This window comes from Nitratireductor rhodophyticola (assembly GCF_019891355.1).
GTDB classification, from domain to species: domain Bacteria; phylum Pseudomonadota; class Alphaproteobacteria; order Rhizobiales; family Rhizobiaceae; genus Nitratireductor; species Nitratireductor rhodophyticola.
The window spans coordinates 573,974-590,311 of sequence record NZ_JAHSSF010000002.1 but is presented as its reverse complement, the minus strand read 5'-3'; the positions used below and the strand labels follow the sequence as shown (position 1 = coordinate 590,311).

Genomic DNA, 16,338 nt, shown 5'->3' with positions numbered 1-16,338 from the left:
ACGAGACTGCCTGAATGACCCTTCTAACTCCCGACATCTGCGTCATTGGCGCCGGCTCCGGCGGCCTGAGCGTCGCAGCCGCCGCTGCCGCCTTCGGTGTTCCCGTCGTGCTTGTCGAGCGCGGCAAGATGGGCGGCGACTGCCTCAATTATGGCTGCGTGCCTTCCAAGGCGTTGATCGCCGCCGGCAAACAGGCCCATCTGATGCAGGGCGGTGCCGCCTTTGGCATCGCCCCTGCGGAAGCGGAGGTCAATTTCCGCCAGGTGATGAAGCATGTGGACGCGACCATTGCAGCCATTGCGCCCAACGATTCCGTCGAACGCTTTACCGCGCTCGGCGTGCAGGTCATCCAGGAGGAAGCGCGTTTCAAAGACGGGCGCACGGTGATCGCCGGCGATTATGAGATCCGCGCCCGCCGCTTTGTCATTGCAACCGGATCATCGCCTCTTGTTCCACCGATACAGGGCGTCGAAGATGTTCCTTACCTCACCAATGAGACGATTTTCTCTCAGACCCGCAGGCCAGCGCATCTGATCGTCGTCGGTGGCGGCCCCATCGGCATGGAGCTGGCGCAGGCCCACCGTCGCCTGGGCAGTGAAGTCACGGTGGTGGAAGCACTGGCCGCGCTCGGCAAGGACGACCCCGAGCTGACCGCCTTCGCACTCCGAAACATCCGCTCCGAAGGCGTGGATGTGCTCGAACACACGAAAGTCACACAAGTGGAGAAGCGTGGCCGTTCGGGCGTGCGTGTTCATGTGGAAGATGCCGAGGGAACCCGCAGCATCGACGGCTCTCACCTTTTGATCGCCGCGGGCCGCACACCCAATATCGCGTCACTGGAGCTCGACAGGGCCGGAATCCAGCACGACCGGCGCAGCATCAAGGTTTCCGACAAGCTGCGTACCAGCAATCGCCGTGTCTATGCGATCGGCGACGTGGCGGGCGGGCTGCAGTTCACCCATGTGGCGGGGTATCATGCCGGGCTGGTGATACGCGCCCTGCTCTTCCGCCTGCCCGCACGCGAAGACCGGAACATCATTCCCTGGGCAACCTATACGGACCCCGAAATCGCCCATGTGGGACTGAATGAGGACGAGGCCCGCAAGAGCCACCGGAAGATCAGCATTCTGCGCTGGCCCTATTGCGAAAACGACCGCGCGCAGGCCGAGCGCAAAACCGAGGGTCTGATCAAGCTCGTCACCGACCGCAAGGGCCGCATTCTCGGCGCATCCATCGCCGGTGCCAATGCGGGCGAAATGATCAATTTCTGGGCGCTCGCCATCTCCCGAAAACTCGGCGTGCGCGACATCGCCGGCTATGTCTCCCCCTACCCGACCATGACCGAGATTGGCAAACGGGCCGCGATCACGTATTTCACGGAGACGACACGCAAGCCTCTGGTACGCGCGGTGGTGCGGTTTCTGCGCCGTTTCGGCTGATGCATGCTTCAGGCCGCGTGAGCAGGAAAACAACCGCAAGCGGCCCCGGAAAACGCTGAGCGATGGCAGAAAGAACAGCGGGCGACATCAGCGAACAACCGCACGAGACGGGCTCCGTTCCGCTCACGCGCGGGCTCTCGACCAAGCTTCTTCTGCTGACCGTGCTTTTCGTGATGATCGCGGAAGTCCTGATCTTCATCCCGTCGGTGGCCAATTTCGGCATGCAGTGGATGCAGCAGCGGCTCGACAATGCAGCCGCCGTCAGCATCATTCTCATGGAGGGCGAGGACGAGACGCTTACTCCGCAGATCCGCGACGAACTCCTGATGGCGACAGGCGTGAAGGCGATTGCCGTGCGCGATGCAGACGTCTCGCGCATTCTGGTCGTCACCGACATGCCGCCGGAAGTGGACGAGCACATCGACCTCGATGCAATCGCTCCGCCTGCGGCCATCGCCCAGACCTTTTCGACGCTCTTCTTCGGCGGCGATCGCGTGTTCCGTATTTTCGGCACCGTGGGCGACACGGGAAAGATATTTGAGATCCTGATCGCCGACACAGGTCTCAGGGATGCCATGCTGACCTATGCGCGCAATGTCGCGTTTCTCTCGCTGATCATTTCACTCTTTACGGCGACGCTGGTCTTTTACGCCATCAACCGCATCATGATCCGCCCCATACGCGGCATGACGCAGTCCATGCTGTCTTTCGCCGCCGCACCTGACGAACCCGGCCGCGTCATCACACCTGAAGTTCGCGGCGATGAGATCGGCGTGGCCGAGCGCGAACTGGCACGCATGCAGGCAGCCCTGCAAAAGACGCTGGGGGAACAAAAGCGCCTCGCCGACCTTGGCCTGGCCGTCTCCAAGATCAACCACGACATGCGCAACATGCTGGCTTCGGCGCATCTCATCTCCGATCGGTTGAGCACAATCGACGACCCGGCGGTCAAAACACTGACACCACGCCTCTTGCGTACGCTCGACCGCGCGGTGACCTATTCGGAGGGGGTGCTCAATTACGGCCGCACCCAGGAAGCGCCTCCCAGCCGCCGCCGGCTGCGCCTGCATGCCCTGGTCGAAGAGGTGCGCAATGTGCTGCCGCTCGATGCCGACAACAGCATCGAATTCGCCAATGCGGTGGATGAGGACTTTGAAATCAGCGCCGATTCGGAGCACCTCTTCCGGGTTCTCTCAAACCTCAGCAGAAACGCCGTTCAGGCAATGGCGGGCGACCATGGCCCGTCGGTCGTCAGGCGCCTGACCATCTCGGCCGAACGGGTGGACCATACCGCGCGCATTTATGTGACCGACACAGGTCCAGGCCTTCCCCAGAAGGCGCGCGAAAATCTCTTCGCCCCGTTCCGCGGTTCCGCAAAAAGCGGTGGAACCGGTCTCGGCCTGGCCATCGCACAGGAACTGGTGCGGGCTCATGGCGGTGCGCTCGAACTGGTGGAAAGCATTGGTGGGCATACGGTTTTCGCCATCACCATACCCGACGCAACGCCCCCGGCCTGAGGCACCAGAACTGCGTTGACGCCGCCTGTGCAGATATCAGGAAAATTCCTTCGATAGCGCTTGCAATTCTGCGCCGCACTCGCTAGTTAACCGCGGTCGGCGGCAACAATGACTGCTTCGACGGTCGCTCACGCGATCACGCGCCCGTAGCTCAGCTGGATAGAGCACCAGACTACGAATCTGGGGGTCAGAGGTTCGAATCCTTTCGGGCGCGCCATTTCCATATCATTCCGGAATGAAAGTGGGCACAGCGGTTGCCGATGACCGCTACACAACGATGCGTCGCAGAAAGCAATGTTCTGCCGCGACCGGAAGGCGCTCTGGGTCAGGCAATTCCGGCCAGGCCAAGCACCACACCTGCAACCGCGCAGCCCGCAAGGACCGTCACCGGGCCAAGCTTGACGTGGAACACCGCCACAAGCGCGGACAGCACCAGTGCCGCCGCCGCCAGGTTCACCGTGGACCAAATGGGGACATCGAGATCGAGGCCGAACGCTGTAAGCGTCCGGACCTCGTCGAAGATGACGTGCAAACCGAACCAGACGGCGAGGTTCAGGATGACGCCCACGACGGCTGCGGTAATGGCGGTCAGCGCGGCCGTCAGCACCGCGTTGTCGCGCAAACGCTCGATGAAGGGCGCGCCGAGGAATATCCACAGGAAGCAGGGCGTGAACGTCACCCACGTGGTCAGCAGCCCACCCAAGGTTCCCGCAATCAGGGGCGATAGCCCGCTTGCGTCGCGGAAGGCGCCCATGAAGCCAACGAACTGCGTCACCATGATCAGCGGGCCCGGTGTGGTCTCCGCCATGCTAAGCCCGTCGAGCATCTCACCGGGGGCAAGCCAGCCGTAATTTTGCACCGCCTCCTGCGCGACATACGCCAGCACTGCATAAGCGCCGCCGAAAGTGACCACCGCCATTACGCTGAAGAAGCTCGCGATCTGGGCAAAGACGTTGGCAGGGCCGAGAGCCGCGAACAGCAAGGCGACCGGTGCTAGCCAGAGCACGAGGAATACCGAGGAGATACGAAACGCCCAGCCTCGTTTGATCTGCGTGTGGTCGGGCGTTTCCTCACCGAGCAGGGTATCGGCGTCATCGACTTGGAGCTTACCGACCTTGCCGTGTCCGCCCCCGTCTTGGAATGCGGGCAGATCTGACCGGGCCCCGAGGAACCCGACTAGACCGGCTATCAGGATGATCAACGGAAACGGCACGGCGAAGCCAAAAATCGCCACGAACGAGGCGGCGGCAATGGCGATCATCGCGCTGTTTTTGAGCGCTCGCGATCCGATACGGATAACCGCCTGCACCACAATGGCGAGCACCGCTGCCTTAAGGCCAAAGAACAGCGCATCGACGGGCCCGACATTGCCGTAGAGCGCGTAGATCCAGCTGAGAGCCATGATCGCCACAACGCCGGGCAGCACGAACAGGACGCCCGCGATGATGCCGCCGAGCGTGCGGTGCATCAGCCAGCCGATATAAACGGCGAGCTGCATGGCCTCCGGCCCCGGCAAGAGCATGCAGTAATTGAGCGCGTGCAGGAACCGCTTTTCGCCCAGCCAGCGCTGCTCTTCGACCAGAATCCGGTGCATGAGCGCGATCTGTCCGGCGGGACCGCCGAAGCTCAAGAGACCGATGCGGGCCCAGATGCGAGTGGCCCCGGCCAGAGTTGGATATGCGCGGCCCTGCATCAGTCTGCTTTCGGCTTGTTGGTGGGCCAGTTGTGGGTCTCACCGGTTGCGTCCCGCGCCCATCGATAGAAGGCGTCATAGAGCAGCATCCCGGCCTCAAGCTGCTCCAGATCGTCGGAATACATCCTCGACAGGCCGAGCGAAGCGGCAAGCAAGCCGGCAGCTTCGGGGGCGAGGTCGAGGCGAGCGGTATCGGCGCCGCGCACGATGGTGGCCAGGCGGTCGAGGGCCGAAATACCGAGGCCGAACTCAGCCAGCATCACATCAAAGGTGCAGAGGTCGCCCCGGTGGCTCCAGAACACGCCCTCGATGTCGAAAGGCGCGGCGTCGTGGCGCTCGGCGACGCCCACCACTTCGGCGGGCGCGACAAACAGGATGATTGCGCGAGGATCAAGAAAACGGCGGATCAGCCAGGGACATGCGATTCGGTCAATCTTCGGCCGTGACCGCGTGACCCATACGGTACGACCCTGTGCATCGCGCGCGGGTAACTTTGTCGGATTGACCAAGGGCAGTCCGTTTACCCGCCAGCCCTCGAACCCGCCTTCGAGATATTCAGATGGGCAACCCTCGGCGCGGAGCCAGGCAGCAGTGCCCTGGCTGCGACGGTGTCCGGCTTGACAGACGACAATGGAGGGTTGACCGGCCAACTGCGAAGCGAGCGCAGGCAGCGCGCGGTCGTCGCTTCGGATCGCGCCGGGCAGAAGTCGGGGGTCCGCAGCGAAATCCTCCTCGGCGCGCACGTCAATGAGCAACGGCGCTCGTGGAGTGCCGATGATGCGGGAGAGTTTGTCGAATGAAATGGCATTGGGCGCAGGCATAAGCGTTCCTCCGTCGCCGGGGTTGAACAGGAACGCGATCTTCGGCTGGCGCCTCGTGGGGAGCTCGCGGATCCCCATGCAGAAAGATTCACAGTGTGGGCGGATAAAGTCAAGGATTACCGCCTGAGCAGCCTTGGCGATGGTCGGTTCTGTCACCCGTAGGCGCTCTTCTGTTTACATATATAAAACAATCACATAACAGCTCCCAGTTTAATCCTCTCCGGCGCGCCATTTTCTCACGGTCCATTCTTGTCACATGGTTTACATTTGATACCGGAAAGATGGGTTACACTTTCTCCGGTGCGCATGGGTTTTGTCCCGGTTCGGTGCGTTCTTCATTTTTCTGACGAAATCGGGATAGCTGTCGTGGAACACGACACCAGAGCGACCATCCGAAAGCGCCCGCACAAGGTTATCGCGGCCAGCGGCTCATAACCTGGCGATCACCAGATATGTATGTTGCTCGGTGGAAGCGCCATTACGGTCTTCAAAGCCCTGAATGACACGCCAAATTACCTGCGTGGGCTTACGGCTTACTTGTTCATAAGCCATGCCGAATGCTTGTTTGAAGCGTCGGCGATAACCGTATCGTCCGGGATAATTCAACTCAGTTTTGCGTCCCCTGTGCTGTCTGTTCGAGCAAAAGCCATCGGTGTCGCTGGAGCACGCCAGCAATTTCACCGTATCGTTTCGTGCATCTTCCGGGCGACACCCCTGCGGGGATGCGCGCCGCTTTTGCCCGAAGACTGCATGGCGCTCCTGTTGCGTACACGACAAAAATCCAGATCGGCGAGGGCCGCGCGGACCATGTTTCAGGTGTGCCGGGCACCCTCCAGACTTGCGAAAAGCGAGAGATAATGCTGCAGAAATACGAGGCTGAAACACACAGGAACGGGGTGTCGAAACAGGAAAGAAAGGAGATATCTCAGATCATATCACCGGGGGATGGGGGCACCGGAGAAGAACAGCTTGCAGTTTTGGACGCGCTTCTACAGAGCCCGGATTTCCGGGCATCGGATCGCAACAGGCGCTTCCTGCGTTTCGTTGTCGAAGAAACGCTCGCTGGGCGTGCTGACCGGATCAAGGCATTCACGATTGCAGTCGACGTCTTTGGCAGGGATGCCAGCTTTGATGCAACGGTCGATCCGATCGTCCGGATCGCAGCGGGACAATTGCGAAAGTCCCTGCGCGATTACTATGCGGGCCCCGGAAAGGCGGACCCTGTCCACATTTCCATACCGCTGGGAGCCTATGTTCCCGTTTTTGAAAGGCGCAGCCCAAGAAACATGTTCGTCGCGCTCGCGTCCCGGCATCTTTCCAGATCACGGTCTCTGGCTGTGGGCGCCGGGCTCGTTGCCACCCTCGGCCTTGCACTATCGGTTGCAACGCCGTTCTGGCTGGACTTGACCACCCATGTGGGCCGCAGGGCCGCCCCTGTGCTTGTACTCGATACCGCACGAACCAGCCAGGCAAATGCCAACGCCAACCAGCTCGCAGAGATGCTGAACGATGCATTGTGGTTGAATGTCGGTCGTGAGAGGGCCGTGCGTTCCGTCGGTGTGCGTCCGCATGAGAAGCTTGAAACGGTCGTCTCCCGGATCAGGGCGATGTTCGGTCCTGAAAACGATGTGTACGAACTGCTGACAAGCGTTCAGATAGAGGGAGACGAGGTACGGATCTACTGGCATCTCCTGGATTCGGCCTCTCGGGAGGTACAGGCCTCCTCTCTTGTGAAGGAGACCTTCCAACCTGCCGGCAAGGCGGCATTGGTCGAAACGGCCGCGGCCAAAGTGGCAGCAGCCCTGTTCGGATATGAAGGCGCCCTGGCGCAATATCAGGCCGATGCCACGGTGGCTTCACACAGCACAGAGAACTAGAGAAATCTCTCAGGCGAACTTGAAATGTGGTCGCGCCAAAACAGGAGGCGCGGCCACACCGACGAGGTGCTGAGCCGCCTGAGCTCCTGCTTCCGTTGCTAACCAACCATGGTGCGGTGCGGTGCGGATCGCTTCAACACTTCAAAAGCAAACCCAGGAAACGCGGTAACTTTTTTGACCCGGAACTGCGGAAACCGGATATTCGGGCCACTTTATCGACTCCGTGAAACGATGAAGCGTTCAGGCACCGCATAACCGCGAGAATGGCGTGTCGGGCATGTCGGCCCTAACGCTTGATGCGTAGAAGGCGCCGCTTCGGGCGTGATGCGCGACTGAATACGGGATGATTGCGTTTGCACTCCTGAAGAACGTCCAGATCCACAGCGCCCTGTCGGACAAGCATGATGTCGACTTCGGCGCTGGAGAATCCCAGTTCAGCCATTTCATCGAGGAGTCTGCAGATCGAGACGCGATCAATGAGAGGTTTTGCGGGCACGGGCAGGTCCGGTGAGTTTGGCCAGTCACGCGAGACACACGAGCCGATGCATGGGAGGGTCCCAAAGCCTCACCTGCACTTTCAGAAAGTGAGGCAAGGCTTTGGGAGAAAGCCGACCCGGGGGGCGGGAGGGCCGGCTTTGGCGGCCACTTCACAGGATGTGAAGTGAATTTCTGTTCCGCTTGTTACGGAGGGGAAGCGTGTGGACCGGTCGTTTCAGACCGGATGACTATGTTGTAACCAGAGAGCATCGTCGCCCCGTCCGTTCTGATTTCATCTTATGATTGTAGTTTGCGAGAAACGCTACTTATGAGGAAATCAGGAAGTAGATTTTTTTGCGGTCCCGCGCATTTTTTTCGAACGGATTCGCCGATTGACAGCAAAGTGGCTGCGCGCCATAAACTTGCGTCTACGTTGAGAAACAAATGTTCTGATCGCGAATGATTATGAGCAGGGATTCAGGGGGAGGAAAATGGACGCATTCCTGAGCGGCCTCAAAGCGGCCGTTGATACGCTTGGCGCAACGGTTCTGTTGCCCATCGTCATTTTTGTCATTGCCGCAGTGCTGGGGGCCAAGATCGGCAAGGCATTCCGTGCCGCCGTGACTATCGGCGTGGCTTTCATCGGCATCAATCTGGTTCTCGGGCTGATGCTCGGCTCCATTGGCGACGTGGCGCAGGCCATCGTTACCAATACCGGCATTCAGCGCGACATTGTCGATGTCGGCTGGCCGTCTGCTGCCGCGATCGCCTTTGGCTCGTCGGTGGGCCTGTGGGTGATCCCGATCGGCATTGCGGTCAACATCGCGCTTCTGATGACGCGAATGACCCGCACGCTCAATGTCGATGTCTGGAATTTCTGGCACTTCGCGTTCATCGGCTCGCTTGCCGTGGCAGCGACAGGCAGCCTTGTCTACGGCCTCGTCGTGGCGGCTCTCATGGCAGCACTTTCGCTGCTGTTCGCCGACTGGTCGGCCCGTGCCGTCCAGAAATTCTATGGCATTCCCGGCGTTTCAGTTCCGCATCTGGCATCCGCTCAGATCCTGCCGATCGCCATCGTGGTCAACTGGATCATCGAGCGCATTCCCGGCATCAACAAGGTCAACATCTCGACCGAAACCATTGAGCGCCGGTTTGGCGTGTTCGGCGAACCGGTCGTGCTCGGTCTGATCATCGGCCTGGTGCTCGGTGTCATCGCCTATTACAACGCCGGCGATTTCGGCACGATCCTGTCCAAGGTGCTGCAGACGGGCATGACGCTCGCTGCCGTGATGCTGCTCCTGCCGCGCATGGTGAAGATCCTCATGGAGGGGCTTCTGCCAGTGTCGGAAGCAGCACAGGAATTCGTGCGCAAGCGCACCGGCGACCGCGAGCTCCTGGTCGGTCTCGACTCGGCGATCCTTATCGGTCACCCGGCGGCAATCTCGTCGTCGCTCATTCTGGTGCCGATTGCCATCGTCCTGTCAATCATCCTGCCGGGCAATCGCGTGATCCTGTTTGCCGACCTGGCGGTCATTCCGTTCATCGTTGCGATGACGGCGCCCTTGATGCGCGGCAACGTGTTCCGCATGGTGATCGTCGGCACGGTGACACTGGCCGTGGGTTTCTATGTGGCCAACGCGCTTGCGCCCCTGTTCACCAGCGCTGCCGTGGATTCGGGCTTCGAAATGCCTGAGAACGCGGTGCAGATCACCTCGGTGGTCGACGGCTTCCTGTGGATTTCCTACGTGGTCATCGCAGCGATCCGGAACCTGGGCGCTGCCGGGCTGGGCGTGCTTGCCGCCATCATCGCGGCGTGCTTCTGGCTCTACCGCCGCAACACGCTGGCCTGGGAACGGGCGGCTGGTGCGGAAGACGACGACACCACTGCACAAGAAGGCTGAATAGGTTAGTGAATGGCTGAAGCCCTTATGAACCACATCGACCCCGAGGCGATTGTCCTCGGGGTCGATACCGATAGCCGTGAGGCTGTCATCCGACTGCTTGCCGGCAAGCTCAAGGATGCTGGCTATGTGAAAGACAGCTTTGCCGATGCGGTTCTCGCCCGCGAAGCCACGATGCCGACCGGACTTCCGCTCGGCCACGCGGTTAATGTGGCGGTGCCGCATACCGATCCGGAACATGTCGTGAAGCCGGGCATTGCTCTTGCGACACTGAAAAAGCCGGTAACCTTCGCAAACATGGAAGACCCGGATGAGGCAGTCGAAGTCGGTCTCGTCTTCCTGATGGCGCTCAACGACAAAGACCGGCAGATCGAAATGCTGCAGGAAATCATGGCGACCATCCAGAGCAAGGAAGCCATTTCCGGCCTCATGCAGGCATCGTCGCTTGATGATGTCGCTGCGGTTCTGAAATAATGCCCAATTGATCGGGAGAGACCCATGAGCAAGAAGACCGTCCTGTTTGCCTGCGGCACCGGCATTGCCACCTCGACAGTGGTGGCCAACGCGGTAACCGAGGCCATGAAGGAACGTGGCATCACCATCGATTCACGCCAGTGCAAGGCCACGGAAGTGCGCTCTGAGCTGAACGGCGTGGATCTCATCGTTTCGACCACGCAGCTGCCGTCCGATCTCGGTGTGCCGTCCATTGTGACGCTCGCCTTCCTGACCGGCATGGGCAAGGCCGAGGCGCTCGACAAGATCGAGGCGGAACTGCGCAAGTAGGCCACAGTTCACCACACAAGAACATCAGGGCCCGCTGCCGGATCGGCTGCGGGCCTTTTCTTTTGCCGGCGGGGAGGTTTCAGCGCCGGCCCCGGCCATATCCGGACACGCAGGGTTACCCGAGCGGGGCTGCCTGTCTGCTTTTCAATAGCCGTGACCGCCAAGCCGGCCCGCAGGCTGGCCGACCCCTGCCATGACTGACGAGCGGGTGGCTATCAGCCAGATCGATTTTGTCACGTCCCGGTCTTTTTCTCCTGCGGAGCCACGGCGATTGCCGAAAGATCACGACTGGCATCAACCGGCTTTCGCCCGGCCTGTCTGCGCTCGGAATAGCGGTCGGTCAGAAGATCCACATGCGACCGCAGCAAAATCGTGAAGCGCACGAGTTCCTCAACCACGTCGACGATGCGCTCATAATAGCTGGACGGAAGCATCCTTCCGTCCCCGTCAAACTCCTGAAAAGCCTTCGCCACACTCGACTGATTTGGGATGGTGAACATCCGCATCCATCGTCCGAGCAGGCGCAGCGTGTTCACGGCGTTGAAGGACTGCGAGCCACCCGAGACCTGCATGACTGCGAGTGTCCGCCCCTGGGTCGGCCGCATGCCGCCCATCTTTAGCGGCAGATGATCGATCTGCGCCTTCATGACGCCGGTGATCTGCCCGTGCCTTTCAGGACTACACCAAATCTGGCCCTCGGACCACATCGCGTGCTCACGCAGCTCGCGCACCGCCGGATGGTCATCGCCCCTCACCTGGTCCGGAAGGGGAAGATCGGAAGGATCGAAGATGCGCGGTTCGCCACCGAAAAAGCGCACGAGGCGCGCCGCCTCCTCCACGGCGAAGCGAGAGTAGGAACGATCCCGCAGCGATCCGTAAAGCAGCAGAATGCGTGGCGGATGCTGCAGTCCTCCCGGGAGCCCGTTCGCAGGTTTTTCAACGGCATGGTCGCGGTCGAGTGACGGCAGCGAATCGGGATCGGGAAGCGTGCGAAGTCTCATTGACAGTCTTCTTTCGACGGAGTTGACGAGAAGGGAGGCCCAGGTAGAGGGTCTCCCTCAAAGACATCGGCTATCGATGCATCGATGGGCGATGTATATATGCAAAAAAATCGACCTCATGGGGAACGCGCCCGTCCCTGTGAATGCTGCACGGCATCGGCGGTGGCCTTGCCGGCAAGGATGCAGTCCGTGGCCTCGAGCCAGGCCGCGACAGCGGTCTGGAACGCGTCGCGCCCCTTGTCGGTCAGCCCGTAGATTTTCCGCTCCCTGCCCTGGACCACCTCGCGTTTCGAGGAGAGGTACCCCCCGGCCTCGAACTCGTTGAGCATGGGATAGACTGTGCCCTCGGTGGGGCTGCAGCAGCCATTGGTCGTTTTCTCGACGGCCTGGACAATTTCGTATCCATGCATCGGCCTGTGATGCAGCACGCTCAAAACGAAGAACTTGGACAGCGACATCTTAATCGTTCCCTGCCAGTAGGCGGGGTCGGTGTAGTCGGGCGCTGGCCGGGAAACAGGACGAAGTGATGTTGAAGTGCGAGCCATGAACGCTGCTTATACCTCGACGATCAAGGCGTCAAGTCGCACTGGCGTATTGTGCTCCAGCAGCATCATTTGCTTTTCCCCCTCACCCATTCACTCCTCGTTCGATGTCTGCAGGCGCGTCTCAATCTCCAGCCTGTAGCGTGCTCCAATGTTGCGCCATTCTGTTGCAATCAGTTGCCGGATCGCCGCCAATCGCTGTCTGGCCAGTCGATCCCTTTCGCCCGCATAGGACAGCCGCAGTACCGATGGCTCCTGGTCGAGCAGGCTGATCAACTGGTCGACACGCGAACGCCACTCCGGTTTCAGCTCTTTCTCCCCGGGTTCGAAGGCACCCGCGGCAAGATCAACCCGTACAATCCGACCGATAGAAACTCCGAAAAGAAATTCAGTTGCCTTGCCTGCAGTCAGACGAGCGATCCGGGGATTTTCCGTCGTGACACGATAGCCGGAAGGAAGTGACCGCAGATCGAGCTTCAGGATGTAGTTCGTACCAATGCGCTGATCGGGAAGGTCTGCGCACGCAACGTGGAACCGGCCGTGATCATCCGTCGTGACAAGCAGCCCTTTCACGGCTGCGACCCGGGCACCAGGCAGACCGGGCTCCCCCTTGTCCTGATAACCATTGCGGTTCCTGTCATCGAACACTTTTCCCAGAAGGTCACCACAGTCGAAAAGCGGTTCCGGCATGATCTCAACTTCGGCTGTCGCAACGCGCGAGACCATCTGCCCGTCGGCATCCTCCAGCCACGCCCGGTTGATGTATGTGTCGGGTTTCGCCGCCGCAGTCACGCGGAGCTCCAGTGTGATTTCAATCTCTTCATCCGGATTCAGCGTAATGTCTTCGAAGGTAAGCTGGCGACCGTCGATTTTCGGGGTCAGCGCAGTGTTTCCAAGCATGGCCGAGCCAGAAACATACGCAAATGCGATCGGTATCTCGTCAACGACGTCGACCACGCTCGGTGCATCAAATCCGATTCCCTTGGCCCGGATCACGTAGCGCGCCGTGCCACCACGCTGGACCTCTGATAATTCGGCTGTCTTACTGATCAGGTAGCCCGGGAGGTTGAGAACTGCGGTGACCTCCGGCGACGTCGTTTCGTCTCCTTTCGGCCCCGTACCTGTTGCCGTTGCCGAGTTCTGAACGCCATTTTCGACATCCTGAGCATTCGCAATGTCTGCCGCCGTCAGCTTGTAGGTCGCCGAAAACGTCGTGCTTTTGTCCGGCCCTATATTGGCCCTTGTCGGTGTGAAAGCTGAAAGCGAACCAGTTCCCGGCCTGCCAGCGAATGTCGGGCCGGGGTCGTGCGGCTGCACGTCGGATGCCGTGACATTACCGTCATTTGTTACCGTTACCGAATAGAGGATGGTATCGCCAGGCTGTGCCAGCCCGCTTTCCGCTCCCTGAAACTTGCCCGTTTTCTCCAGTGCCAGCGATAGATTCTGAGGCAACTGAAGAACCGTCGGATCGTCCGGATCACCATCGCCGTCCTGATCCCGGTCCTCCGTGTTCTCCGGGTCGTCAGAAAGGTCAGTCACCGGTGTACCCGTGACCGTCTCACCGCGCGCGGTTGCCTGGTTCATGATCTCACCGGCGTCGACTTCGTCCTGGGTCAGCACATGCGTTGCTGAAATTGTTTCGTCATCGCTTTCACCAGAAGCAAGAGCTGAGATCGGTCCGCCGTTTATGTTCGCGAACGGGTCATCAACAGCAATGTTCGAGATCGTCACATTCCCCGTATTCTTGATCTCGAATTTGTAGCGAACAAGCTCACCTGCATCGGGGTAACCATTGCCATTCGTATCGTCAGCAAGGTCGAACGAGGCCGATTTCAAAAAGCTTAGTCCGGGAAAGCTCGGGATGTCGAGTTCGGTAGCACCACCCGGTTCCCCGCCCGGCGGACGGGAGTCGACGGTCACGTCTTCTCCTTTCGGGTTCTTTGCCCTGCCTTCCGCCACATTCTCTATCGTGCCAGCATCCGCATCTTCCTGCGTGACGATGTAGGAGCCCTTGAAGGTGGTCGTGTCTTCTGCATCTGGCTCCAGGCTTGCCAGTGGACCACCCTCAACGTCTACCTTTTCATCCTCGACGGTCACATCGGTCAGCGTGACATTGCCGGTGTTCTTGACTGCGAATGTGTAGAGGATCGTCTCACCAACATCGATCACACCATCATTGTCGGCATCCTGATGCTCGGCCTTCTTGACCAGGTCCATGTGGCTGTTCTGATCAAGCGGCGTCACCGTCTTGTCGCCCGGACTGCCGCCTGGCGGGGAGGAGGTTGCGTGAACCGGGTCTCCTCTCGGGTCCGACCCGGTGGACTCGGCGCTGTTTTCGACCTCACCAGCGTCGATATCGGCCTGCGTGAGTTCATAGGTGCCTTTGACATTCGAATCTGTCTCTCCCGGCCCGAGCGACGAAATCGGGCTGCCCGTAACATTGACCTTTTCATCCGTCACTTCGATGTCAGATAGCGTCACATTGCCAGTGTTCACGACGGTGAAGGTGTATTCCAGGGTCTCACCCAGATCGGGCTGCCCGTTGCCATTGGCGTCGATTAGCACAGCCTGCTTCTCAAGTGTGTGTTCTCCATTGGCGGCGAGTCTGAGAATGGTTATGTCGTCCGGGTCGCCATCGTCCTCCAGATCCTCGTCTGTGGCATTGTTGGGGTCGTCGGAAAGGTCCTGGATCTCATGGCCGGTGGCCGTGACATTCCCGGTGACAATGGCCTGATTTTCGAGAATCCCGGCATCCACATCCGCCTGGGTCAATGTGTAGGTAGCCGAAAATGCAGTATCGTTCGATGTGCCTGCCGCAAGGTTGATGGGACCGCCGGAAACCGGAATGCCCGGAAGAGGTGCTTCGACTGAAATCCCGCTCAGATCAACCGAACTGGTGTTGGTCACCCCGAATTGATACGAAACCGTCTCGCCGGCATCCGGCACCCCGTTGCCATTCGCATCGTTGAGTGTCACCACATTGGTGAGTTCGATTTTCTCTTCCTGGATCGTATGCGTACTCAGAGCAATGGGAGCCCCCCCGCAGGTCTGAGTGCTTTTCAAAATGTAGTCGCTGCCCTCGACGAGTTCGAACTCGATTGTCTCGTCTTCCTCTGTCAGAGTGTCTTCAATCACACTGACACCGATATCGAAATCTGTATCGGTATACGTTCCTGCCGGGATGGAAACGGTGAAAGTCGACCCGCCGCCGGGGGTTGTGTAGTCATTGCCGAGTTCCGCCGTCCCTCCGACCACATTCACTGTCACCGTCAGCGGGTCTTCGAGGTATCCGCTCACCCTGAGTTTGGGCAGATTCGAGTCCTCCCCGCTTTCCGGGTAGGCGGTCTCGCTCTGCGCAAACTCGATCAGAGGGTCGATGCGCAGCTGAATGTCGTCGATGTGGTTGCCTGTATCTGGATTGCCATCCGAAGTGGAAACAGCTGCGAAACCGAACTGTTGGAGGTTGGTGGGGCCGGTCCAGGTGAATGTGCCCGAATAATCACTCCAGGTGTTTGTCTGGACAGAGGTACACGTGGCGTCGCTGATGGCGGCACCACTGCCGCAAAGGCTGGGATTGCCGACGCCAGCATTGCTTGTTGATGCCCGAACAACCCGATCAGCGTTTCCGATTCTGAAATCCATAACATCGGTGCCTGAAAGCCCACGGTGACTGAACCTCCAATCGATTTCATCGCCTTCGAGCAGGCACACAGTCTGATAGATACGAGAATTCTGGCGGGCATTGAGTTCGGCATGTTGCGACCCGGACCGCGACAGCACACCGTTGAAACCGCTCCGCCAAATCTCAATCAGAGGGCCAGTTCCGTAGCCGCAGTTTCCGGCCATCTGAGCATGGGTTGTTGACCAGCCCTCAACTGCTCCGCTGGTCACGTGGGCGTAACTGCAGTTAATGCTGGGCGATTCAAAGCCAAGGTTGAGAAAGCTTCGCTGAACCTGTGCTTCAGCAGGGGCGACGGTCACGGCGACGGCCATCGCAATGCCAAGCCATACGGAGATGCCGCGCAGGCCAAGCAGATCCGTCGCCTGAGGAAAGCGCCAGTGCCGCAGAGCTATACCGTCCAAAGACCTGATCCGTTCTTCGATCGGTCGTTTTCGGTCGGCATTTTTGAACCGCCTGATACCCACTCTGGGCACCCACGGCAGATTGTCCATCTCGCGCTCCCGCAAAGAATTATCAATTGCGCCAGTCGCTTCGCCGAACAGAATGCGACACCCGGAAGCGGTGCCCTTCATGATCGAACGCCGACCAAACCCGGCACATCCTGA

12 protein-coding genes and 1 tRNA gene are annotated in these 16,338 nt (G+C 59.8%); 7 read left to right on the top strand and 6 right to left on the bottom strand.

The window, feature by feature from the left end; genetic code table 11:
- Positions 1–14 precede the first annotated feature (14 nt).
- From KUG85_RS08430 to KUG85_RS08420, 3 genes are all read left to right on the top strand, one after another.
- Entirely contained in the window at positions 15–1,439 is a 1,425-nt protein-coding gene (locus tag KUG85_RS08430; RefSeq protein ID WP_223004852.1) for a dihydrolipoyl dehydrogenase family protein, read from the top strand.
- A 62-nt stretch (positions 1,440–1,501) separates the two neighbouring features.
- Entirely contained in the window at positions 1,502–2,956 is a 1,455-nt protein-coding gene (locus tag KUG85_RS08425; RefSeq protein ID WP_065816343.1) for an ATP-binding protein, read from the top strand.
- A gap of 140 nt (positions 2,957–3,096) precedes the next feature.
- Positions 3,097–3,173, top strand: a tRNA-Arg gene (locus KUG85_RS08420).
- Positions 3,174–3,281: 108 nt separating this feature from the next.
- On the opposite strand, the gene chrA is transcribed toward KUG85_RS08420, so the two are convergent.
- From chrA to KUG85_RS08405, 3 genes are all read right to left on the bottom strand, one after another.
- Complete coding sequence (chrA, locus tag KUG85_RS08415) at positions 3,282–4,649, bottom strand: chromate efflux transporter (protein ID WP_065816377.1); 1,368 nt, start codon at positions 4,647–4,649, stop codon at positions 3,282–3,284.
- Positions 4,649–5,470, bottom strand: a complete 822-nt coding sequence (locus KUG85_RS08410) for a chromate resistance protein ChrB domain-containing protein (protein ID WP_223005234.1) — start codon at positions 5,468–5,470, stop codon at positions 4,649–4,651. The genes chrA and KUG85_RS08410 overlap by 1 nt, the downstream gene beginning before the upstream one ends.
- A gap of 429 nt (positions 5,471–5,899) precedes the next feature.
- Positions 5,900–6,151 carry a hypothetical protein gene (locus KUG85_RS08405; RefSeq protein ID WP_223004851.1) on the bottom strand — a complete coding sequence of 84 codons (252 nt, stop codon included), beginning with the start codon at positions 6,149–6,151 and terminating at the stop codon, positions 5,900–5,902.
- 41 nt (positions 6,152–6,192) lie between these two features.
- Here KUG85_RS08405 and KUG85_RS08400 point away from each other — a divergent pair, with 41 nt between their 5' ends.
- The 4 genes from KUG85_RS08400 to KUG85_RS08385 all read left to right on the top strand — a co-directional run bounded on the left by KUG85_RS08400 (position 6,193) and on the right by KUG85_RS08385 (position 10,508).
- Positions 6,193–7,347, top strand: coding sequence for a hypothetical protein (locus KUG85_RS08400; RefSeq protein WP_223004850.1), 1,155 nt, complete (start codon positions 6,193–6,195; stop codon positions 7,345–7,347).
- A 968-nt stretch (positions 7,348–8,315) separates the two neighbouring features.
- Positions 8,316–9,725, top strand: a complete 1,410-nt coding sequence (locus KUG85_RS08395) for a PTS galactitol transporter subunit IIC (protein WP_065816379.1) — start codon at positions 8,316–8,318, stop codon at positions 9,723–9,725.
- A 12-nt stretch (positions 9,726–9,737) separates the two neighbouring features.
- On the top strand, positions 9,738–10,199 hold the full coding sequence (locus KUG85_RS08390) for a PTS sugar transporter subunit IIA (protein ID WP_223004849.1): 462 nt from the start codon (positions 9,738–9,740) through the stop codon (positions 10,197–10,199).
- A gap of 24 nt (positions 10,200–10,223) precedes the next feature.
- Positions 10,224–10,508 (top strand): PTS sugar transporter subunit IIB, encoded by a 285-nt coding sequence (locus KUG85_RS08385; RefSeq protein WP_007008973.1) that lies wholly within the window; start codon positions 10,224–10,226, stop codon positions 10,506–10,508.
- A 233-nt stretch (positions 10,509–10,741) separates the two neighbouring features.
- On the opposite strand, the gene arsH is transcribed toward KUG85_RS08385, so the two are convergent.
- The 3 genes from arsH to KUG85_RS08370 all read right to left on the bottom strand — a co-directional run bounded on the left by arsH (position 10,742) and on the right by KUG85_RS08370 (position 16,305).
- Positions 10,742–11,509 (bottom strand): arsenical resistance protein ArsH, encoded by a 768-nt coding sequence (gene arsH / locus KUG85_RS08380; protein WP_223004848.1) that lies wholly within the window; start codon positions 11,507–11,509, stop codon positions 10,742–10,744.
- A 116-nt stretch (positions 11,510–11,625) separates the two neighbouring features.
- Positions 11,626–11,967, bottom strand: a complete 342-nt coding sequence (locus KUG85_RS08375; RefSeq protein WP_223004847.1) for a PadR family transcriptional regulator — start codon at positions 11,965–11,967, stop codon at positions 11,626–11,628.
- A gap of 177 nt (positions 11,968–12,144) precedes the next feature.
- The gene (locus KUG85_RS08370; protein WP_223004846.1) at positions 12,145–16,305 is read right to left on the bottom strand and encodes a DUF7507 domain-containing protein; all 4,161 of its coding nucleotides are present in this window, start codon (positions 16,303–16,305) and stop codon (positions 12,145–12,147) included.
- Positions 16,306–16,338 lie beyond the last annotated feature (33 nt).